Origin of the sequence: Nonomuraea maritima, assembly GCF_900100395.1 — a bacterium.
Classification (GTDB): Bacteria; Actinomycetota; Actinomycetes; order Streptosporangiales; family Streptosporangiaceae; genus Nonomuraea; species Nonomuraea maritima.
Map to the genome: position 1 here is coordinate 134,456 of NZ_FNFB01000013.1, position 20,395 is coordinate 154,850.

A 20,395-nucleotide genomic window follows, 5' to 3' on the forward strand; every position below is an offset into this window, starting at 1 on the left:
TTAGCGCGTCGCACTCCTTTTTTCCTTTTTGCAGCCCTGACCTCGACGGCGAGGCGGGCGGGACGTCGCGCGCGCTGAAAAATCGAAGGACGCGCAATGATCACCCCTGCCAGCCGTACTCCTGCCAACCGGCACCACAAACGCCCGCGGGGCGAAGGCCAGTGGGCTCTCGGTTACCGCGAGCCGCTCAACAAGAACGAAGAGAGCAAGAAGAGCGACGACGGGCTCAACGTCCGCCAGCGCATCATCGACATCTACTCCAAGCGCGGATTCGACTCGATCGACCCGGCCGACCTGCGCGGACGCATGCGCTGGTACGGCCTGTACACGCAGCGCAAGCCCGGCATCGACGGCGGCAAGACCGCGGTGCTGGAGCCGGAGGAGCTCGACGACCGCTACTTCATGATGCGCGTGCGCATCGACGGCGGCCAGCTCGACGTGGCCCAGCTGCGCACGATCGCCGACATCTCCAACGAGTACGGCCGCGGCACCGCCGACCTCACCGACCGCCAGAACATCCAGCTGCACTGGATCGAGATCGAGTCGGTGCCCGACATCTGGGAGCGCCTGGAGGCCGTAGGACTGTCGACCACCGAGGCGTGCGGCGACACCCCGCGCGTGATCCTCGGGTGCCCGCTGGCCGGGATCGACGTCGACGAGGTCATCGACGCCAGCGAGCAGATCCGCGAGGTCCACGAGCGGATCGTGGGCAACCCGGCGTACTCCAACCTGCCGAGGAAGTTCAAGGGCGCGCTGAGCGGCTGCACGGCGCACTGCACGGTGCACGAGATCAACGACGTGGCGTTCGTCGGCGTGACCGGCGACGACGGCCAGGTCGGCTACGACCTGTGGGTGGGCGGCGGGCTGTCCACCAACCCGATGCTGGGCAAGCGGCTCGGCGTGTTCGTCCGCCCCGAGCAGGTGGCCGACGTCTTCGAGGGCGTCATCGGCATCTTCCGCGACTACGGCTACCGGCGGCTGCGCCACCGGGCCCGCATCAAGTTCCTCGTCAACGACTGGGGCCCTGAGCGGTTCCGTGAGGTGCTGGAGACCGAGTACCTGAAGGAGCGGCTGCCCGACGGCCCCGCGCCCGAGCAGCCGCGCGCGAGCCGCCGCGACCACGTCGGCGTCCACCGGCAGAAGGACGGCAACTTCTACGTCGGCTTCGCCCCCAAGGTGGGCCGGCTCGACGGCGACAAGCTGCACGCGATCGCCGACATCGCCGAGCGCCACGGCTCGAACCGGGTGCGGACGACGGTCGAGCAGAAGATGGTCGTCCTCGACGTGACGCCCGACCAGGTCGACTCGCTGGTGGCCGAGCTGGAGGCGAACGACCTGCGGGTCAAGCCCTCCACCTTCCGCCGCCAGACGATGGCCTGCACCGGCATCGAGTACTGCAAGCTCGCCATCGTCGAGACCAAGGCGACCGCCGCCGGCCTGATCGACGAGTTGGAGCAGCGGCTCCCCGACTTCGACGAGCCGCTCACCATCAACGTCAACGGCTGCCCCAACTCCTGCGCCCGCATCCAGGTCGCCGACATCGGCCTGAAGGGCCAGCTCGTCGTCGACGAGAACGGTGACCAGGTCGAGGGCTTCCAGATCCACCTCGGCGGCTCGCTCGGCGTCGACTCGGGCTTCGGCCGCAAGGTGCGCGGGCTCAAGACGACCGCCAAGGCGCTGCCCGACTACGTGGCCCGCGTGGTGTCCAACTTCGACAGCCAGAAGAAGGAAGGCGAGTCGTTCGCCGACTGGGTGCAGCGAGCGGACGAGGCGGACCTGCGATGAGCAGCCGAGCGGTTCCCTTCCACTGCCCGTACTGCGGTGACGAGGACCTGGAGCCCTACGAGGGCGAGCCGGGCGGCTCCCCCGACCGCGCGGCCGGCGGCGGCTGGTACTGCCGCGCCTGCGCCCGCGCCTTCAAGCTGAAGTTTCTCGGAATCGGAGTGAGGATATGACGCTGGCCGACATCGAGGCCGGTCTGAGCGCGCAGCGAGATTCGCTGGATCTCCAGGAGATCGTCGAGTCCGCGGCGACGTTCCTGGAGGGCGCCCCCGCCCGCGAGATCATCCGCTGGGCGGCGGCGACGTTCGGCGACCGGCTCTGCCTGACCTCCTCCATGAGCGACGCCCTCCTCATCGACCTGGTGAGCAAGGTCAAGCCCGGCGTCGACGTGCTGTTCATCGACACCGGCTACCACTTCGTCGAGACGATCGGCACGCGCGACGCCGTGCGCCAGGTCTACGACGTCAACGTCATCGACATCACGCCGTCCCGTACGGTCGCCGAGCAGGACCGCGACCTCGGGCCCCGCCTGTTCGGCCGCAACCCCGACCTGTGCTGCTACCTGCGCAAGGTCGAGCCGCTCAACCGGGCGCTGGAGCCGTACCTCGCGTGGATCTCCGGCATCCGCCGCGACGAGTCGCCGAGCCGGACCTCGACCAAGGTCGTCGAGTGGGACGCCAAGCGGCAGATGGTGAAGGTCAACCCGATCGCCGCCTGGACGCAGGACGACGTCGACAACTACATCGCCGACAACGGCGTACTGATCAACCCGTTGCACTACGACAACTACCCCTCGATCGGCTGCGCGCCGTGCACGCGGCAGGTCCTGGAGGGAGAGGATCCGCGCAGCGGACGCTGGGCGGGCCTGGGGAAGGTCGAATGCGGCATTCACCTGTGATCCCCAGCAGGGGTCCCGTCCCGTTGGCAGGCGGGACGGCCCCCGGCCGCGTGCCACTGGTGGCGGTGGCGCACGGGTCGCGCGACCCGCGTGCCGCCGCCACCGTGGCCGCGCTGCTCGACCGGGTGCGCGTGGCCCGTCCCGACCTGCCGGTGCGGGTGGCCTACCTCGACCACTGCGCTCCCACGCTGGGGCAGGCGCTGGACGGCCTCGACGCGGCGGTGGTGCTGCCGCTGCTGCTCACCGAGGCCTACCACAGCCGGGTCGATCTCCCGGCGGCGCTGAACGAGGCGCGGGCGCGCGAGCCGCGGCTGAGCGTGCGCTACGGCGCCACGCTGGGGCCGCACCCGCTGCTGCTGTCGGCGCTGGAGCGGCGGCTGGCCGAGGCCGGGGTCGCCCCGGGCGACCAGGACACGGCCGTGGTGCTGGTGTCGGCGGGGTCGAGCGACGCCCGCGCCAACGCGGTCGTCGCGGACACGGCGCGCTCGTGGCGGCGTTCCGGCTGGTGGACGGTGTCGGCCGCGTACGCCTCGGCGGCCGGGCCTGCGCCGGGTGAGGCCGTGGCCGCGCTCGTGCGGGCGGGAGCGCCACGCGTGGTCGTGGCGCCGTACCTGCTGGCCCCCGGGTTCTTCGCCGACAAGGTGCGCCGCGACGCGCTGGAGGCGGGCGCCGAGGTGGTGGCCGACGTGCTCGGCCCCGCGCCAGAGCTGGTCGAGGTGCTGCTGGAGCGGTACGTCGCCGCCCAGCACCAGCCGGTGACCCTCGCCGGCTGACCAGGCTCAGTAACCTCTGTGACGGTCGTCGCGGAGCTGCCTGCGCAGCTCGCGGCCCTCGGCGCGCAACTGCCGGCCGACCGCGCGCCAGTCGTCGCCGTGCAGCGCGCGCCAGTGCTCGCGCCAGGCCGACAAGCCGCGCTGCAGCGGCTGCGCCCGCGCGTCGCCGACCACCTTGACGTCACCCATCACCGCGTACGCCTTCACCCGCACGACGGGCACGTTCATGCCGGGAGCGGCCTCCAGGACGTCGACCTTCTTGTCGCCCATGACGGCCACGCCCTCGATGTCGACGATGACACCGTCCGGGACGATGATCTTGACGTCGCCCATCACGGCGACGGCGACGATGTCCACCGTGTCGGTGCGCACCTCGGCCTCGCGCAGGTCGAGCCGTACGTCGCCCATCACGGCGACCGCGCCGAGCTCCTGGTCGATCCGCCACTTCCCGCGGCGTTTGGAGTCGCCCATGATGCCCACGAACCACCGCCGCTTCCTGCCCTCACCGGCGGGCGCCGGGGCCGGCGCGGGCGCTGCCGAGGACGCGGGCAGGTCCTGGACGAGCAGCACGAGCTCGGCGTGGGTGGCCGCGGTGTAGGCGGCCTCGGTACGGTCGGTCAGCTCTGTGAGGGAGAGCCGGCCCTCGACCGAGGCGACGCGAAGCTGCTCGACTACGGCCTCACGCTCGGCGTCCGACGCGCGGACCTCACCGGGTTCAGTCATACTCGCAACATATCGCGTCTTGGCCCGCCTTGAAGGTCCTGATTTGGTAGCGATCGCCGCGACGCGGAGCCATGCCCGTACGGCATGGGAGGTGAACCTCACGGCGACAGGTCCCGTACCACCTCATGACACGGGACCCTGGCATGGTCGGGGGCGCGGCCGGACCAGGCTAGGGTCCCTGTCATGCATGAGGAACAGCTCTATCGCGCGGCGTTGAGCGGCGACATCGAGACCGTGGGCAAGCTGCTCGCGAGCGGCGCCGACCCCGACCGGCCCAGCGAGGCCGCACACGACGGCGGGGAGGGCGGTCTGCCCCTGTGCGCGGCCGCCGCCTGGGACCGCACCGAGGTGGCCGAGGCCCTGATCGCGGCCGGCGCCGACGTCAACGCCCGCGAGTCCGGCGGCTGGACCGCGCTGCTCTGGGCCGCCGCCAACGGCCACGCGGCCGTCGCAGGGGTGCTGATCGAGGCGGGCGCCGAGATCGACGCCACGAACGAGTCCGGCGACACCGCGCTGACGCTGGCCGCCCGGCGCGGCGCCCTGGGCGTGGTGCAGGTGCTGCTGGACGCCGGGGTCGACGCCGGCAAGTACGACGGCGACGGCGACACGCCGCTCCAGATCGCCGTCGACTGGGTGGGCGTGCACCTGGAGAGCGCGCTGCTCGACCAGATCGAGCAGGAGGGCTGGGAGTACGTCGTCACCCGCCAGTACGCCAAGGACGGCACCGAGCTCGTCACCGTGTCGGGCCGCGCGCCCGACGGCTCACGGAGCGAGGAGGTGCAGGCCCAGCGCGGTCACGCGGCCGTCGCGACCCTGCTGGAGGAGGCCACCGACGTCTTCGTGCCGGTCGACCAGCTCGTGGCGCGCGCCCTGGCCCACCGCGACATCGACGAGGACGCCGAGACCTGGTGGATCGTGGCCGACACGCTCGCCAAGCGGGCCGACGAGACCACGTACGAGGCACTGGCCCGCCTGTGCATGAGCGAGGACGCCAGGGAGCGCGAGTTCGGCGTCGACGCGATCGCCCAGTTCGGCTTCTCCGACGGCGAGAAGCCGTACCTGGAGCGGACGCTGCCGCTGCTGCAGAAGATGGTGACGACGGAGGCCAACCCGCAGGTGCTGCGGTCGGTCCTGGCGGCGCTCGGCCACCAGGGCGACCCGCGGGCGCTGCCGTCCGTGCTCGGCATCATCGGGCGGCCCGGCCACCAGCGCACGATCACCGACCCGATCGCGCTGGCCGACGTGCTGCCGCCCGACCACGAGGAGGGCCTGGCGCTGCTCGTCGCGATGTCGGAGGACGACGACGCGGAGATCCGCGACTGGGCGACCGCCGGGCTCGCCGGGCTCGCCGCCGACACACCCGCCATCAGGGAGGCCCTCGCGGCCCGGCTGGACGACTCCGACCTGCGTACGGTCGCCGAGGCCACGCGCGGCCTCGCGATCCGCGGCGACGAGCGTGCGGCGCGCGGCGCGGCGCGGGTGCTGGAGGAGTCCGACGACGAGTACGCCAGAGACCTCGTCACCCAGGCCGCGCACGAGTGAGCGTCAGTCGCCGTTGAGCACGCGGGTCACCCAGTCGAGGGTGCCCGTGCGCAATGCCTCCTCGGCCAACCGCTTGCCGGTGGCGGTGGTGAGCGCGGCGAGCGAGCTGTCGATCCAGCCCTGCACGTTGCGGTGCCCCTGCTCGCGGTACTCCACGGCCTGGATGAGGCACTCCAGCTTGTCGGCGTCGCGCGCGCAGACGGCCTCGAGGCTGGTCTTCTCCTCGTACTCGGCCACCGCGTCGCCCACCATGTCGGCCACGGCCGCCGGGATCCCGCGCACCTGGTCGGCGGTGACGTCCTCGTTGGAGGGCGGCTTGAGGTAGCGCTTGCCGATGTACGGGATGTCGGTGATGCGGGTTTCCTGCGTGTCGTGGAACAGGCTCATGAACGCCGCCCGCTGCGGGTCGGCGCCTTCCATCCTGGCGATCACGGCCGCGATGACGGCCGCGCGGAACGAATGCTCGGCGATGCTCTCGGGATCGCGTACGCCTGCGACCAGCCAGCCGGTTCGCTTGTACCGCTTGAGCAGGCCGAACTCGTACAGAAGCCCTGCCAAGCCTGTCGCGTCGTCCGTCACGAGGACCCCCTTTCCTCCTGCGCGGGACCGGTCGGCGGCTTCCGCCGCCGCGCCCCGCGCGCCGATCCGGCACGTCCGGCCGGTTAGTCACAGGATGCCGTGGCCGCGCACCGCGGCCACGGCATCCGTCGTCGGTCGTCCTGCCCGGCGTCCTGTCTAGTACCGGACCTGGTCGCTGAACTTGTCGTGCGCACCGAACCAGTCGTCGCCGCCGAACTTGTCGCGCTCGTCGAACTTGTCGCGCTCGTCGAACTTGTCGCGCTCGTCGAACTTGTGGTCGGCGAACTTGTGGTGGTCACCGAACTTGTCGTGGTCGGCGAGCTTGTCGAGGTCGGCGAACCAGTCGCCGTCGAACTTGCCACCCTTGTCGAACTTGTCGCCCTTGTGGAACTTGTGGAACTTGTCGCCCTTGTCGAACTTGTGATGGTCGGCGAACTTGTCGTGGCGGCCGAACTTGTCCTGATCACCGAACCTGTCGTGGTCGGCGAACCCGTCCTCGCCGTCGAACCCGTCGTGGTCGGCGAACCTCTCGTGGTCGCCGAACCACTCGCCGCCGTCGAACCCGTCGTGGTCGCCGTGGTACCAGTCGTCCTCGCCGGACCAGTCGCGGTCGCGGAACCTGTCGTCGCCGAACCTGTCGTGATCACCGAACCTGTCGCGGTCGGCGAACTTGTCCTCGCCGCCGAACCAGTCGCCCTCGCCGTACCTCTCGTGGTCGCCGAACCACTCGCCGTCACCGTACCCGTCGTTGTCGCCGTACCCGTCGTTGTCGCCGTACCCGTCGTTGTCGCCGTACCCGTCGTGGTCGCCGTACCCGCCGTGGTCGCCGTGGTACCAGTCGTCGCCGGAGTTCTCGTCGCCGAACCACCCGCGATCAGGGTCCTCGTACCCCGTCCCGGAGTTCACCACCACGTCCTGCCTCACCCGCGTCTCGGGCGCCCGGAGGATGATGGGCGGCTGGGTCATGGGCGCCGTCGCCGGGCGGACCCGGTGGTGATGGTCGTGGGCGTGGTCGTCACGCTTGTGAGCGACGTTGCGGTTGATGTTGTCGATGGTGATGCGGTAGTCGCGCCAGGCGCGCTTGTTGCGGCCGCCGCGCCACCCGCACTTGCGGCACCGCAGCAGCGGTTTCTCACCGGAGACGACCGCGGTGCCGGTCTGGACGACCGGAGCGGCCGTGCTCGCGCCGGCGGTGCCCTGCCCGAGAGGCAGAAGGCCGATGCCGGCGACCGCGACGACGGCGGCGGCGAGCCCGGCGACACGACGGCGAAGCGTCCTATGCGGATGCGAAGCGTGGAATTCTGGGTGCATTTTTCCGTCCATGGGTAGAGCGCCCCGATATCCGATGCCCATCTCACGGTGCATTCGGACCAGTGCGAACGTACCCATGCGCAGAATTCCATTTACCTCCACAACCTCCAACAACCCGTCAAATCATATGCGGTACGTACGCCTGCCACCCCAATCCCCAGGCCGCCTATGCCTTACAAAGCCGGTCGTATCCGACATATTCGTCAGGGATTTATTCGTGGATATTTCGCAAGTCGTCCTTTTTGTGGAATCACGTGCCAGAAAGAGCCGACAAGGATGTCCCGGGCGAGCCTTGAATCGCCTTCGGCGCCGCCGGGCGAGCGGACGTCCCCGGAACCCGGCGCGGCAGGCGACCGCCGGACGGCGAGCGGGACGGCCCGCTGAGGTCACCCCTGCCGCTAGCGATAGGGTCGGAAATCCACAACGGAGGGAGCACAGACCATGGCCACCACTCGTACCGCCACCACCCAGTGGAAGGGCGCCCTGCTCGACGGTTCCGGCACCGTGTCGCTCGACACGTCCGGCGTCGGCACGTTCGACGTCTCGTGGCCGTCGCGCGCCGAGGCCGCGAACGGCAAGACCTCGCCCGAGGAGCTCATCGCCGCCGCCCACTCGTCCTGCTTCTCGATGGCGCTGTCGCACGGGCTCGCCGGCGCGGGCACGCCGCCGGAGTCGCTGACGACCAGCGCCGACGTGACGTTCCAGCCGGGTGAGGGCATCACCGGCATCGTGCTCACCGTGCGTGGCCACGTCCCCGGCCTGACCGCCGAGCAGTTCCAGGAGGCCGCCGAGAACGCCAAGGCCAACTGCCCGGTCAGCAAGGCGCTCGCCGGCACGACCATCAGCCTCAAGGCCGAGCTTCTCTGAACAGGGCTCTCTTTCCTTTCCGCATTCCTTTCCGCGCGCCATCGGCGGCTCCGGCGTCCCCCCGGGCCGGACGCCGGGCGCCGGGAGGGCGGCCTGTCACGCGAACCGTTCTCATCAACAAGAGACCAAGAGCACGTTCGCGTGCGACAATCGGGTCACATGCGTGAGATCTGGCCGGGCGAACCGTATCCACTCGGCGCCACCTGGGATGGCGTGGGCACCAGTTTCGCGGTGTTCTCAGAGGTCGCCGAGCGGGTCGAGCTTTGCCTTTTCCACGACGACGGCGACGAAGAGCGCCTCACGCTGCCCGAGGTCGACGGGTTCGTCTGGCACGGCTACCTGCCGGGCATCCAGCCGGGGCAGCGTTACGGCTACCGCGTGCACGGGCCGTACGAACCGTCGCAGGGCCACCGGTGCAACCCCGCCAAGCTGCTGCTCGACCCCTACGCCAAGGCCATCGACGGCGGGCTGACCTGGAACCAGGCGCTGTTCCCTTACTACTTCACCGATCCGAGCAGGCGCAACACCGAGGACAGCGCGCCGTACATGCCGAAGAACGTGGTCGTCAACCCGTTCTTCGAGTGGGGCAACGACCGGCCGCCGCGCATCCCGTACCACCAGACCGTGATCTACGAGGCCCACGTGCGCGGGCTCACGATGCGCCACCCCGACGTGCCGCCCGACCTGCGGGGCACGTACGCGGGCGTCGGGCATCCGGCGATCATCGAGCACCTGCAGTCGCTGGGCGTGACGGCGGTCGAGCTCATGCCGGTGCACCACTACGTCCCCGAACACTTCCTGGTGGCCCGCGGGCTGACCAACTACTGGGGCTACAACACGATGGCCTACCTCGCCCCCCACGGGGGCTACTCCAGCGCGGGCACGCGGGGTCAGCAGGTGCTGGAGTTCAAGGCCATGGTCAGGGCGCTGCATGAGGCGGGCATCGAGGTCATCCTCGACGTGGTCTACAACCACACCGCCGAGGGCGACCACATGGGCCCGACGCTGGGGTTCAGGGGCATCGACAACACCGCCTACTACCGCCTGCACGACGGCGACCGTCGCTACTACCTCGACTACACCGGGTGCGGGAACTCACTGAACGTCCGTTCCCCGCACGCCCTGCAGCTCATCATGGACTCCCTGCGCTACTGGGTGCTGGAGATGCACGTCGACGGGTTCCGGTTCGACCTGGCCTCCGCGCTCGCCAGGGAGCTGCACGACGTCGACCGGCTGAGCGCCTTCTTCGACCTGATCCAGCAGGACCCGGTGATCTCGCAGGTCAAGCTGATCGCCGAGCCGTGGGACGTCGGGCCCGGCGGCTACCAGGTGGGGAACTTCCCTCCCCTCTGGACGGAGTGGAACGGCAAATATCGCGACATCGTCCGCGATTTCTGGCGGGGTACGCACTCCGCGCTGCCCGAGTTCGCCTCCCGCCTGACCGGCTCGTCCGACCTGTACGAGTCGTCCGGCCGCCGTCCGGTCGCCTCGATCAACTTCGTCACCTGCCACGACGGTTTCACCCTGGCCGACCTGGTCTCGTACGACCACAAGCACAACGAGGCCAACGGCGAGGACAACCGCGACGGCACCAACGACAACCGGTCATGGAACTGCGGCGCGGAAGGCCCCGTCGAGGACCCGCAGATCGTCACCCTGCGCCGCCGGCAGCGACGCAACTTCCTCGCCACGCTGTTCCTGTCGCAGGGCGTGCCCATGCTGTCGCACGGCGACGAACTCGGCCGCACCCAGCGGGGCAACAACAACGCCTACTGCCAGGACAACGAGCTGGCCTGGGTCGACTGGTCGCTGGTGAACGCGGAGTCCGACCTGCTGGGGTTCGTCAGAGCGCTGGCCAAGCTGCGCCGCGAGCACCCGGTCTTCCAGCGCCGCCGCTTCTTCCACGGCCGCCACCCCGACAACGGCAAGCGCGACCTGGTGTGGCTCACCCCCGACGGCCGCGAGATGACGGCGGGCGACTGGCACATCAGCTACGCCAAGTCACTGATGGTCTACCTCAACGGCGAGGCGATCACCGAGCCGGGGCCGCGCGGCGAGCGGATCGTCGACGACTCGTTCCTGCTGCTGATCAACGCCCACCACGAGAGCCTGCCGTTCACGCTGCCGGACGAGGAGTTCGGCTCCGGGTGGCTGCCTGTGCTCGACACCACCCACGACGTGCTGGAGGACTCCTTCGCCGACGAGGTGTGGCAGGCGGGCGACGTGGTCGCCGTCACGGCCCGCTCGATGCAGTTGCTGCGCCAGCCGCGCAAGACCACTCGTCCCTCCTGATCGTTCCTTACGGCTCGCGTCAGAACGCGCTGGCAGCCCGAAGCAGGAGCGTGAACGTACGGCTCGCGTCAGAACGCGCTGGCCGCGAGGAGCAGGAGCGTGAACGTGGCCACCCCGGCGAGGCCGTGCAGGGCGACCGCGAGCACCGGGAAGCCGCGCACGGCGTTGCCGTGCCGGCCGGCGCCGAGCCACCGCGTGGACATCGCGAAGCCCAGCAGCGCCGCCACCGCCAGGGCGCCGAACGCCGTCCACGCCAGCGCCCGGCTCCCCGTGAGGAGCCCGCCCGCCCAACACGCGAACGCCGCCACGGCGAGCGCCGGGTGGCCCACGACGAGGGCTCCGGGGAACCGCGTCACCTTCGCCCGGCGCGCGTCGCGGCGCTGACGGCCGCGCGGCAGCCAGGAGAGCAGGAGGTACGCGCCGGCGAGTGCGGCGATCGTCCATGACACGGCGGTGACCAGGCCCACGGGGGCACCCCCTCGGTCGACTGTCCGTCATTTGCACGTTAGGCCGGAAATTTCCGCATGTCCTGGGAAATGCGGAAACGCGCTGTCTGCCGCAAAACCCCCTGAGGCTGATTGTCGGTGGCGTGTGCCAAGGTAGAGGAGTGCGGCGCATCTACCCCGACATACAAGACAACCCCGACATCGCGCAGGCGTACGCGTACCCCGCCGAGCGGCCGTGGCTGCGGCTCAACATGGTCGCCAGCGCCGACGGCGCGGCCTGGCTCGACGGGCGCTCGGGAGGGCTGTCCAGCAAGGGCGACAAGCGGATCTTCCAGACCCTGCGCGGGCTGGCCGACGTGATCGTCGCCGGCGCCGCGACCGTGCGCAAGGAGAGCTACGGCCCGGTCCCGCCGCGCGACTGGTGGGCGGAGCTGCGCGTGGGCCGTCCCACGGTGCCTCCCATCGCGGTGATCAGCCGCAGCCTCGCCCTCGACCTCGACGGCCCGCTGTTCACCGACGCCCCGAGCCGCACGATCGTCATCACCTGCGACGACGCGCCCCTCGACCGGCGCGAGCTGGCGGCCGAGCGGTCCGACCTGATCGTCGCGGGCGACGACTGCGTCGACATGAAGCTCGCCGTGGCGGCGCTCCACGAACGCGGGCTGACCAGGGTGCTGTGCGAGGGCGGTCCGCGCATCAACGCTCAGCTGTCGGCCTGCGACCTGGTCGACGAGCTGTGCCTGTCGATCAGCCCCGTCCTGGTGGGCGGCGACGCGGCCCGCATCCAGAACGGCGAGCTCGCCAAGGTCCCACTCCAACTCACCCAGGTGCTCGAAGAGGAGGGGGTCCTCTTCTGCACGTACACGAGGGAGCGCAGCGATGACCGAACCGACGCGACAGGCCACGGTGGAGCCGTCTGAGCCTGAGCCGGTGCCGAGCCTGCCGGTGCGTCCGCCGGTGGCGCCGATGCTGGCCAAGCCGGTCAAGGCCATGCCCAAGCAGGACGGCACCCTGTTCTACGAGCCGAAGTGGGACGGGTTCCGCTGCATCGTGTTCCGCGACGGCGACGAGGTCTACCTCGGCAGCCGCAACGAGCGGCCGTTCACGCGCTATTTCCCCGAGCTGATCGAGGCGGCGCGGGCCGAGCTGCCCGAGCGGTGCGTGATCGACGGCGAGATCGTGCTACCCGTGGGGGCGCAGCTCGACTTCGACGCGCTGCAGCAGCGCATCCACCCGGCCAAGTCGCGGGTCACGATGCTGTCGGAACGCACGCCCGCCCAGTTCATCGCCTTCGACCTGCTGGCTCTCGGCGACGAGTCGCTGATGGAGACGCCGTTCGCCGAGCGGCGGGCCAGGCTGGAGAGCCTGTTTCCGCACAAGGGCGGCTCCTTCCGGCTGACCCCGGTGACGACCAGCGACGCGCAGGCTGCCGAGTGGTTCGAGACCTTCGAGGGCGCGGGCCTCGACGGCGTGATCGTCAAGCCGGGCGACCAGCCGTACGTGCCCGACAAGCGCACGATGTTCAAGGTCAAGCACGAACGCACGGCCGACGTGGTGGTCTGCGGCTACCGCGAGCACAAATCGGGCCCGATCGTCGGCTCGCTGCTGCTCGGCCTCTACGGCGACGACGGGCGGCTGCACCACGTGGGCGTGGCGGCGTCGTTCCCGATGAAGCGCCGGGCCGAGCTGGTCGAGGAGCTGAAGCCGTACCTCGCCGAGCTGAGCGAGCATCCCTGGGGGCACTGGGCCGAGCAGGCGGCGGCCACCGTGGGCCGGCCGTCGCCCGGCCCCGCGTCGGGCGGGCAGCGGGTGCCCGGGGCGGTGTCGCGGTGGAACGCCAAGAAAGACCTGTCGTTCATCCCGCTCCGGCCCGAGCTGGTGATGGAGGTCGCCTACGACCAGATGGAGGGCGACCGGTTCCGGCACACCGCGCAGTTCCGGCGGTGGCGGCCCGACCGTACGCCCGAGTCGTGCACTTATGAGCAGCTTGAGCGTCCAGTGAGTTACAACCTCGACGATATCCTTGCCCGCTGACTTCGATGGCGTTATATCTCGTTACGTGAATACTGGTGATGAGCTTCGCGCCGCCGTGTCCGCCCGACGTGATCTCGGCCCCGACTTCGAGGACGCCGTCGTCGATTCGTTCCTCGACAAGATGGGGCAGGAGATCGACCGCCGGGTGGACGAACGGCTCGCCGCCGCCCCTGAGGCCGGCAAGGCGCGGGCGAGCAGCGGACCGTCCCAGGGGCAGCGGCTGGCCCTGGCGATCGTCTCCGTCTCGCTGGGCACGGTCGCCACGATGGTGCTCACCATCCTGGGCGACGGACGCGCGTACGCACTGGTGCCCATCTGGATCGGCATCCTCGTCATCAACGGCATCTTCAACGGCTCGAAAAGCAGGGGCTAGCTTGACTGCCGACCCGCCCAGCCGCAACACACCCCTGCCAGAACGCGCGCACCCGCCTGGCCGACCAGTGTTGATCTCCCGGGCGGGATGACCGACACCCCGGCCGGGGAAATCCCGGCCAGTCCGCCCACCCACACCACACCGCCCAGCCCGGCACCACACCACGCTGTACGTTGCCGGCCCGCCCACTCCGCACGGCCCGGCCGCAGGCCCCCCGCATCACCACGGGCATGCCACGCTGGACTTTCTGTCGCCGGCGGGCCGGACCTGGTGGGGCTGAGCTGTCAGGTGAGCCAGATGAGGCCGGCGAAGCGGCCGCCGGGCTGTTCGCGGCGGTGGGAGTAGAGCTCGTCCGACTCGATCGTGCAGCGGGCGTCGTGGCGCACCTCGGGCAGCCCCGCTGCCCGCAGTTGCGCCTCGATACCGGCCCGCAGGTCGAGCGCGGGCGTGCCCCACGACGTCGTCGACCACGTCTGCGGCACCTTCGAGGCCACTCGTTCGCGCAGGTCGGCGGGCACCTCGTAGCAGCGGCCGCAGGCGCCTGGGCCGATCAGCGCGACCATCCGTTCCGGCTGCGCCCCCTTGGCCGCCATCGCCTCCACCAGCGCCGTCGCGACGCCCTCCTCCGTACCTGGACGGCCGGAGTGGGCGGCGCCGACCATGCGCGCCACGGGGTCGGCCACGAGCACCGCCGGACAGTCGGCGCCGAGCGAGGCGAGGGCCAGCCCTGGTTCGGTGGTGAACACCCCGTCCAGCGGCGGCGGGTCGTCCCCGAAGGGCTCGCTCACGTACGCGACGTCGGCGCTGTGGACCTGGCGCATGAACACCACGTCCCGCACACCCAGCTCGGCGACCAGACCCGCCCGGTTGGTTTGCACCGCGGCCGGGTCGTCGCCGACCGCGCCGCCGAGGTTGCGGGAGCCGTACGGGGCGGCACTGACACCGCCGTTCCTGTCGGTGACGTGGACGTGGACGCCGGGGGCCAGCTGCATGCCCCCGATCCTAGGCCACCCCACCGAACCCCTCGGCGCCCGCGCCAGGTCACCCCCGGAACCCCGGCCCGCATGAGTGTCGTCCAGCGCCACCCGTGGCCCGATCGGTGTCCTCGTGCCTGGCTCAGTGGCCTTGCCAGGTGACTTCCTGTTTGGCGAGGAAGGCCGCGACGGCGGTGCGGAAGTCGGTGCTGCCGAAGACCTCGGTGACGAGGTCGTCCCCGTTCGGCAGGTTCGCCGTCCGCAGACGTCGGACCGCCTCCTTGGCCGCCCACATCGACAGCGGCGAGTGGCCGAGCAGCCGTTCCTCGATCTCCGCCTGCCTGACCGGCAGCTCGCCCGGCTCGCACAGCTCGGCCACGTACCCGGCGGCGTGCGCCTCCTCGCCGGTGTAGAGCCGCGCCCTGAGCAGCATGTCGAGGGTGCGCGCGGGTCCGAGGTGGTGCACGAGCAGCGAGTACGTGTTCATCGACAGGCAGTTGCCGAGCGTCCGCGCGATCGGCGCACCGAACCTGGCCTCCGGCACGGCCAGCCGCAGGTCACACGCGGAGGCCAGGATCAGTCCAGCACCCACGCAGTAGCCCTGGACGACGGCCAGGGTGGGCACCCGCACACTCTCGAGCCGGTCGACCACACGCTGGACGCGACGTTCGTAGGCGACGCCGTCGGCACCGTCGGTGAACGCGGTGAACTGGGAGATGTCGGTGCCGGACACGAAGGCCCGCTCCCCCGCCCCCGACAGTGCCAGCAGCCGGATCGCGGGGTCGGCGTCGGCGCGCTCGCACGCGTCGTGGAGGCCGTCCCACATGGCCCAGGTCAGCGCGTTGTGCCGGTCGGGCCGGTTGAACACGACCCGCAGCACGGGCCCGTCGGCGGTCACGATCAAGTCATCCACAAGATCTGTAGTTCCCCGGCAAACTGTGGCGAACAGCGTGGAGTACCCCGTTTTGTCGGCGAGCGTGAGCACGGTGGCTAGCGTGGGACTCACGTGACGACGAGGAGAGAACGCCGATGACGAGCCTTGCCGACCTGCACGCCCTGATGGAACGCCTCGGCCACCCGGTGGTCCGGGCCGCCGGCGACTCCGGCGCCGGATTCGCCGACGGGGCGCCGTACCGTTTCGAGATCCCCAGCGTCGAGGGGCCCGCCGTGCTGGAGGCCGTGGTGGCGGAGGCCGACCGGCTCGGGGTGCCGGTCGCGCGCACCTCGCAGGGCAGCGGCGTGATGATGCTGACCGACGACGAGATCCGCCACATGGCGCACATCGGGGCAGAACGCGGCATGGAGGTCAACCTGTTCCTCGGCCCCCGTGCCGCCTGGGACACCGGCGGCCAGGCCAAGCTCACCCAGGCCGTCGGCGCGGCGGCGCGCGGCAATGCGATGGTCGTCGCGTGCGTGGCCGACGCGCTGCGCGCCTGCTCGCTCGGCATCCGCAGCCTGCTCGTCGGCGACCTCGGCACGCTGGAGGTGCTGCGCACGTTGAAGGAGGACGGCACGCTGCCGTCCGGCCTGGTGCTGAAGACGTCGGTGCTGATGCCGCTCACCAACGGCCCCACCGCCGCGATCTACGAGCGGCTCGGCGCGACGACGGTGAACGTCGGCACCGACCTGACCGTCCCGCACCTGGCCGAGATCCGGGCCGCGACGACGCTGCCGATCGACCTCTACCTGGAGGTGCCCGACGACCAGGGCGGGTTCGTCCGGTTCTACGAGGCGGTGGAGATCGTCCGGGCCGCCGCCCCCGTCTACCTCAAGATGGGCCTGCGCAACGCGCCCAACATCTACCCCTCCGGCGGCCACCTGGGCGCGGCGCCGCGCGAGCTGGGCCGCGAACGGGTCCGCAGGGCCGCGCTCGCGCAGCGCCTGATCGAGCAGCTCGACCCCGCGCTCGGCAAACCGTCCCAGACGTCCGACCAGGGCGTTCCCGAGGTCTAGGGGTTCAGGCGGTGGATGGTGAGCGGGCCGCTCCAGCGCCCGATCGCCTCCTCGTCCGCGAAGGCCAGCATGCGCATCATGTTGCCGCCGTCGCTGAGCTCGACGTTGCGACGCAGCCGCCGCGTCAGGTCGGGCCGCAGCGCGGTGGTGCCGGCCTCGATCGTGTCGCCGTAGTGGGGGGCGAAGGCGACCCCTGCGAATCCGGTACGGGCCAGCAGCGTCCGCACGGTCGTCGAGGAGTAGAACATCAGGTGGTTCTTGGTGAATCCGCTCCACGTCGACCCGTACGCCTTGAGCAGCAGCGATCGGGCGTTCACGGTGAGGACGAGCAGCACGCCTCCCGGCCCGAGCAGGCTCCTGAACGTCCTGAAGTCCTCCAGCGGGCGCGGCAGGTGCGCGAGCACCGACCAGAGCGTGATCACGTCGAAGCCGCCTGCGGAGATCTCGGGGACGTCCTCGGGCGCGCCGAAGTAGGTGCGCGCCCTGCGGAGCCGTTCGTTGGCCTGGGCGACCGACTCCGGCGACAGGTCCACGCCGCAGGCGTCGAAGCCGCGCTGCTCGGCCAGCTCCAGGAAGAGCCCGACGCCGGAGCCGAAGTCGAGCAGGCGGCGTTCCTTGCCCTCGTCGAAGACCGGTGAGAACGCCTTCATCGTCAGGTCGTAGCGGCGCTGCCGGTTGGCGGCGTACTTGCCGGTCAGGAAGTTGCTGTAGCCGGTGGCGTAGAGGTCGCCGAGGCGTTCGGGCCGTACGTTGGGGTTGCGGTACAGGAAGCCGCACGCGGGGCAGCGAGTGACGTGGTAGCGCCACCCCTTTCCTGAGCCGCCGGTCGGCTGGAAGAGCGGCTGCTGGCGGGACTCCCCGCACATCATGCAGCTCAGGAACTCCTCGATCTCGCCGAGCGGCCTCATCCGCTGGTACTCCTCCAGCGACACCACCGGCGAGCGCCGGATGAGCCACTGCCACTGCGTCTCGCGGATGAGCCGTTCCCCCGGCCGGACGTACACCCGCTGTCCCCACGGGACGTTGTCGTATCGGGACCCGTACGCCAGTCTGCCGAGCCTTCTGTGTGCCATCGCCACCACCCTGCGACCGGTTGTGCCCTTACGCTCTTGCCACTAAGCGTGACGATTACCGCGCTTTACGTGATGTTGGACGTGCGCTCCGCCCGTCCGACTCTAGAGCAGAAATTTGAGCAAGCATATGCTTGGTTAAGGACGTCCTGTCCGCATCGCGGGCGCCTGTCCGAAACGGGATCTCGACGGCATCGCGTCCGATACATTTACCGGACATGAGCAACTTGATCACGGATCGTCCGGAAATGCCGGAGGAGAGCGCCCACTCACGCGCGGCGGTGCTGCGCAGCCGCGCCGACTCCTACATGGCACTGGAACGGTACGAGGCGGCCGTCGCCGACCTCACCGAGGCGATCGCGCTGCACGGGGACCATGCGAACGCCTGGAGGCTGCGCGGCGAGTGCCACCGCATCCTCGGCCTGCGCGAGGCCGCGCTCACCGACTTCGACGAGGCGCTGAAGATCGAGCCGGACAACGCGTTCGCCCTGGGTTCCCGCGGACAGACGTACGCGGCCATGGGCCGGCTCGAGGAGGCCCTCGACGACTACGAGCACGCCCTGGCCATCTCGCCCGAGGCCCTGTGGATCCTGGAGGGCAAGGCCAACGCGCTGGCCGAACTGCGCCGGATGGACGAGGCCCTGGCGACCCACACGAAGATCATCGAACTGAACGGGGAACTGCCGTACTCGTGGACCGCGCGCGGCGACCTCTACCAGCAGATGGACCTCTTCGACGAGGCACTCGACGACTACGGCAGGGCACTGAAGATCGAGCCCGACAACGTACGGGTGCTGGCCAGGCGCGGTGAGGCGCTGCGCATGCTCGACCGCTACGACGAGGCGCTCGTCGACCTGAACCGGGCCCTGGAGCTGGACCCGGACAACGACAACGCGCTCGGCAGCCGGGGCGCGACGCTGAGCGAGATGGGCGACAAGGAGGCCGCGCTGGCGGACCTCAACCGCGCGATCGAGCTCGAGCCGACCTACGTCTGGGCCTTTCGCGTCCGCGGCGAGGTCCTCCAGGAACTCGACCGCCACGAAGAGGCCATCGCCGACTTCACCCAGGCCCTGCACCTGGAGTACGGCGACTGATCCCACCCACGCCACCAGGGGAACGACAGCTACGCGCGGGGGCGGCCGAGCACGACATGGCCGCTCCAGCACTGAAGGCGTCTCCCGAACAGCCAACGGGCGCGCCCACCGCCTCAGCCGTCCATGCGGAAACCCGCCACACCACCCCGCACCGACTCAGGCGCAGGTCCCCCACAACCGGCCCAAGCGCACGCCACGTCCGACTCAGGCGCAGCTCCCCGCAGCGGGCCCAAGCGCACGCTTCCTCCGGCTCAAGTGCAGGTCCCCGCAACGGGCCCACGCTTCCTCCGACTCAGGCGCAGGTCCTCGAACCCGTAAATCACCGCGCACGTCCTCCCCGCCAAATCAAGCGCCCGCCTCTCCACCACTCAGGCGCGCATTCTGAACTTCCGCGCGCGCCAATGCTCGACTGCCCCAGGCGCGCTGCCCTCCCCACCGAACCCGCACACCATCTCCACAGCTGATCCGGCCCGTGGTGTCTCACATCTCGGCTTTCGCTGGGGTGCGTCGGGTTTGGGTTCTGCCCGTTGGGCAGGACATATCTATACAAAGGGAGACAAATGGTAATGCGCGACCCGCTTCTGACCGAGCTTCGTCGGGTAGGAAGGGCCGTCGGCGACGGCCCGTCCGAGGGCTACTCGGAGACACACGACCTCCCCGCAGTCGCGGGGCGCGCAGTCGCGGGGCGCGACTTCCGCACCGCAGCCGCGCGGGCGCGGGCGGTCGCGGGGCGCGACTTCGGCACGGCGGGAGTGGGGTGAGTGACGTGGAAGGAAGCCTCCAGTTCATCGGGAACGCGACGGTGCTGATCCGCTACGCGGGCCTCACCTTGCTGACGGACCCGAACTTCCTGCGCCGGGGCCAGCGTGCGTACATGGGGTTGGGACTGAGTTCGCCCCGCCTGCGTGATCCGGCGGTGAGGATCGAGGACCTGCCCGTCGTGGACGCGGTGATCCTCTCGCACCTGCACGGCGCCCATTGGGATCGCGTGACGCGCAGGCGCCTGGACAGGGACACGCCCGTCATCACCACCACGTCGGCAGCCGGGAGCCTGCGCAGGCAAGGGTTCCGGCACAGCGTGGGGCTGCGGGAGTGGCAGCAGCACGAGCTCCGCGGCCCCACCGGGTCGGTCACGGTCACCGCCCTGCCCGCCAGACACGCACCCCGCCTGGCCAACGCGCTGCTACCGCCGGTGATCGGCACGATGCTGGAGTTCTGCGGCCCTGAGGGACGGGTGGAGCTGCGCGTCCTGGTCAGCGGCGACACCGTGCTGGACCGCCATCTCGACGCGATCCCGCGCCGGTTCCCCGACATCGACGTGGCGCTGATGCACCTGGGCGGCACCAAACTGCTCGGCAGCCTGTTCGTCACCATGGACGGGAGGCAGGGCGCCGCATGGGTGAGCCTGATGAACCCGCGATCGGTCGTCCCGATCCACTACGACGACTACACCGTCTTCCACTCGCCCCTGGACGAGTTCCGCCACCACATCAAGATGGCCGGACTAGCCGACCGGGTCGTCTACCTGGAGAGAGGCGAAACCTGCGAACTAGCCCCCCACCGCCTACTCCAACGCTGACCATCCCGTCACGTGTGGCAGCGCCGTCGCAGATGGCCGTCGCGTCGCCGTGAACGTCCGCCGCGGCGGGCCCACGATGACTACAACCATCGCGGTGGCAATCCG

The 20,395-nt window shown here is 70.3% G+C and carries 21 protein-coding genes; 14 read left to right on the forward strand and 7 right to left on the reverse strand.

Annotation, left to right across the window (positions count from 1 at the left end):
* The first annotated feature begins 96 nt into the window (after positions 1-96).
* The 4 genes from BLR04_RS21550 to BLR04_RS21565 are packed head-to-tail and all read left to right on the forward strand — an operon-like array spanning position 97 to position 3,453.
* Positions 97-1,785 carry a nitrite/sulfite reductase gene (locus BLR04_RS21550; protein WP_090768161.1) on the forward strand — a complete coding sequence of 563 codons (1,689 nt, stop codon included), beginning with the start codon at positions 97-99 and terminating at the stop codon, positions 1,783-1,785.
* Positions 1,782-1,955 carry an Insertion element protein gene (locus tag BLR04_RS21555; RefSeq protein ID WP_090768165.1) on the forward strand — a complete coding sequence of 58 codons (174 nt, stop codon included), beginning with the start codon at positions 1,782-1,784 and terminating at the stop codon, positions 1,953-1,955. Before BLR04_RS21550 ends, BLR04_RS21555 begins: the two co-directional genes overlap by 4 nt.
* Complete coding sequence (locus BLR04_RS21560) at positions 1,952-2,680, forward strand: phosphoadenylyl-sulfate reductase (protein WP_090768167.1); 729 nt, start codon at positions 1,952-1,954, stop codon at positions 2,678-2,680. The genes BLR04_RS21555 and BLR04_RS21560 overlap by 4 nt, the downstream gene beginning before the upstream one ends.
* Positions 2,662-3,453 carry a sirohydrochlorin chelatase gene (locus BLR04_RS21565; protein ID WP_090768170.1) on the forward strand — a complete coding sequence of 264 codons (792 nt, stop codon included), beginning with the start codon at positions 2,662-2,664 and terminating at the stop codon, positions 3,451-3,453. The genes BLR04_RS21560 and BLR04_RS21565 overlap by 19 nt, the downstream gene beginning before the upstream one ends.
* A 6-nt stretch (positions 3,454-3,459) precedes the next feature.
* On the opposite strand, the gene BLR04_RS21570 is transcribed toward BLR04_RS21565, so the two are convergent.
* Entirely contained in the window at positions 3,460-4,176 is a 717-nt protein-coding gene (locus tag BLR04_RS21570) for a DUF1707 SHOCT-like domain-containing protein (protein WP_090768173.1), read from the reverse strand.
* A gap of 183 nt (positions 4,177-4,359) precedes the next feature.
* On the opposite strand from BLR04_RS21570, the gene BLR04_RS21575 reads away from it, so the two are divergent.
* Positions 4,360-5,718 (forward strand): ankyrin repeat domain-containing protein, encoded by a 1,359-nt coding sequence (locus BLR04_RS21575; protein ID WP_245740400.1) that lies wholly within the window; start codon positions 4,360-4,362, stop codon positions 5,716-5,718.
* Between the two features lie 3 nt (positions 5,719-5,721).
* Here BLR04_RS21575 and BLR04_RS21580 read toward each other — a convergent pair whose 3' ends face one another.
* Together BLR04_RS21580 and BLR04_RS40805 are read right to left on the reverse strand one after the other, a co-directional pair.
* Positions 5,722-6,297, reverse strand: a complete 576-nt coding sequence (locus BLR04_RS21580; protein WP_090768180.1) for an HD domain-containing protein — start codon at positions 6,295-6,297, stop codon at positions 5,722-5,724.
* A 156-nt stretch (positions 6,298-6,453) separates the two neighbouring features.
* Positions 6,454-7,608, reverse strand: a complete 1,155-nt coding sequence (locus BLR04_RS40805; RefSeq protein WP_176903215.1) for a hypothetical protein — start codon at positions 7,606-7,608, stop codon at positions 6,454-6,456.
* A 441-nt stretch (positions 7,609-8,049) separates the two neighbouring features.
* On the opposite strand from BLR04_RS40805, the gene BLR04_RS21590 reads away from it, so the two are divergent.
* Positions 8,050-8,475 carry an OsmC family protein gene (locus tag BLR04_RS21590; protein WP_090768185.1) on the forward strand — a complete coding sequence of 142 codons (426 nt, stop codon included), beginning with the start codon at positions 8,050-8,052 and terminating at the stop codon, positions 8,473-8,475.
* A 159-nt stretch (positions 8,476-8,634) separates the two neighbouring features.
* Positions 8,635-10,767, forward strand: coding sequence for a glycogen debranching protein GlgX (glgX, locus tag BLR04_RS21595; RefSeq protein WP_090768188.1), 2,133 nt, complete (start codon positions 8,635-8,637; stop codon positions 10,765-10,767).
* Between the two features lie 68 nt (positions 10,768-10,835).
* Here the strand turns inward: glgX and BLR04_RS21600 are convergent, their stop codons facing one another.
* Entirely contained in the window at positions 10,836-11,234 is a 399-nt protein-coding gene (locus BLR04_RS21600) for a hypothetical protein (protein WP_090768191.1), read from the reverse strand.
* A 140-nt stretch (positions 11,235-11,374) separates the two neighbouring features.
* On the opposite strand from BLR04_RS21600, the gene BLR04_RS21605 reads away from it, so the two are divergent.
* From BLR04_RS21605 to BLR04_RS21615, 3 genes are read left to right on the forward strand one after another with little or no spacing between them, the layout of a single operon-like run.
* On the forward strand, positions 11,375-12,133 hold the full coding sequence (locus BLR04_RS21605) for a pyrimidine reductase family protein (protein WP_090768194.1): 759 nt from the start codon (positions 11,375-11,377) through the stop codon (positions 12,131-12,133).
* Positions 12,093-13,247 (forward strand): ATP-dependent DNA ligase, encoded by a 1,155-nt coding sequence (locus BLR04_RS21610; protein ID WP_090768197.1) that lies wholly within the window; start codon positions 12,093-12,095, stop codon positions 13,245-13,247. The genes BLR04_RS21605 and BLR04_RS21610 overlap by 41 nt, the downstream gene beginning before the upstream one ends.
* A gap of 25 nt (positions 13,248-13,272) precedes the next feature.
* Complete coding sequence (locus BLR04_RS21615) at positions 13,273-13,620, forward strand: hypothetical protein (RefSeq protein WP_090768200.1); 348 nt, start codon at positions 13,273-13,275, stop codon at positions 13,618-13,620.
* 284 nt (positions 13,621-13,904) lie between these two features.
* On the opposite strand, the gene pgeF is transcribed toward BLR04_RS21615, so the two are convergent.
* Positions 13,905-14,612 (reverse strand): peptidoglycan editing factor PgeF, encoded by a 708-nt coding sequence (gene pgeF, locus BLR04_RS21620; protein WP_090768203.1) that lies wholly within the window; start codon positions 14,610-14,612, stop codon positions 13,905-13,907.
* Between the two features lie 124 nt (positions 14,613-14,736).
* The gene (locus BLR04_RS21625) at positions 14,737-15,507 is read right to left on the reverse strand and encodes an enoyl-CoA hydratase/isomerase family protein (RefSeq protein WP_090768205.1); all 771 of its coding nucleotides are present in this window, start codon (positions 15,505-15,507) and stop codon (positions 14,737-14,739) included.
* Positions 15,508-15,623: 116 nt separating this feature from the next.
* Between BLR04_RS21625 and BLR04_RS21630 the strand changes: the two genes are divergently transcribed.
* A complete protein-coding gene (locus BLR04_RS21630; protein WP_218129102.1) occupies positions 15,624-16,547 on the forward strand; it encodes a U32 family peptidase in 924 nt (307 codons plus the stop codon).
* Here BLR04_RS21630 and BLR04_RS21635 read toward each other — a convergent pair.
* The gene (locus tag BLR04_RS21635; protein WP_143022131.1) at positions 16,544-17,620 is read right to left on the reverse strand and encodes a class I SAM-dependent methyltransferase; all 1,077 of its coding nucleotides are present in this window, start codon (positions 17,618-17,620) and stop codon (positions 16,544-16,546) included. The two genes, BLR04_RS21630 and BLR04_RS21635, sit on opposite strands and share 4 nt — an antisense overlap.
* Positions 17,621-17,835: 215 nt before the next feature.
* On the opposite strand from BLR04_RS21635, the gene BLR04_RS21640 reads away from it, so the two are divergent.
* The 3 genes from BLR04_RS21640 to BLR04_RS21650 all read left to right on the forward strand — a co-directional run bounded on the left by BLR04_RS21640 (position 17,836) and on the right by BLR04_RS21650 (position 20,290).
* Positions 17,836-18,711, forward strand: a complete 876-nt coding sequence (locus BLR04_RS21640; protein ID WP_090768211.1) for a tetratricopeptide repeat protein — start codon at positions 17,836-17,838, stop codon at positions 18,709-18,711.
* Between the two features lie 566 nt (positions 18,712-19,277).
* Positions 19,278-19,472, forward strand: a complete 195-nt coding sequence (locus tag BLR04_RS21645; RefSeq protein ID WP_143022132.1) for a hypothetical protein — start codon at positions 19,278-19,280, stop codon at positions 19,470-19,472.
* A 5-nt stretch (positions 19,473-19,477) separates the two neighbouring features.
* On the forward strand, positions 19,478-20,290 hold the full coding sequence (locus tag BLR04_RS21650; RefSeq protein ID WP_090768356.1) for an MBL fold metallo-hydrolase: 813 nt from the start codon (positions 19,478-19,480) through the stop codon (positions 20,288-20,290).
* Positions 20,291-20,395: the final 105 nt, after the last annotated feature.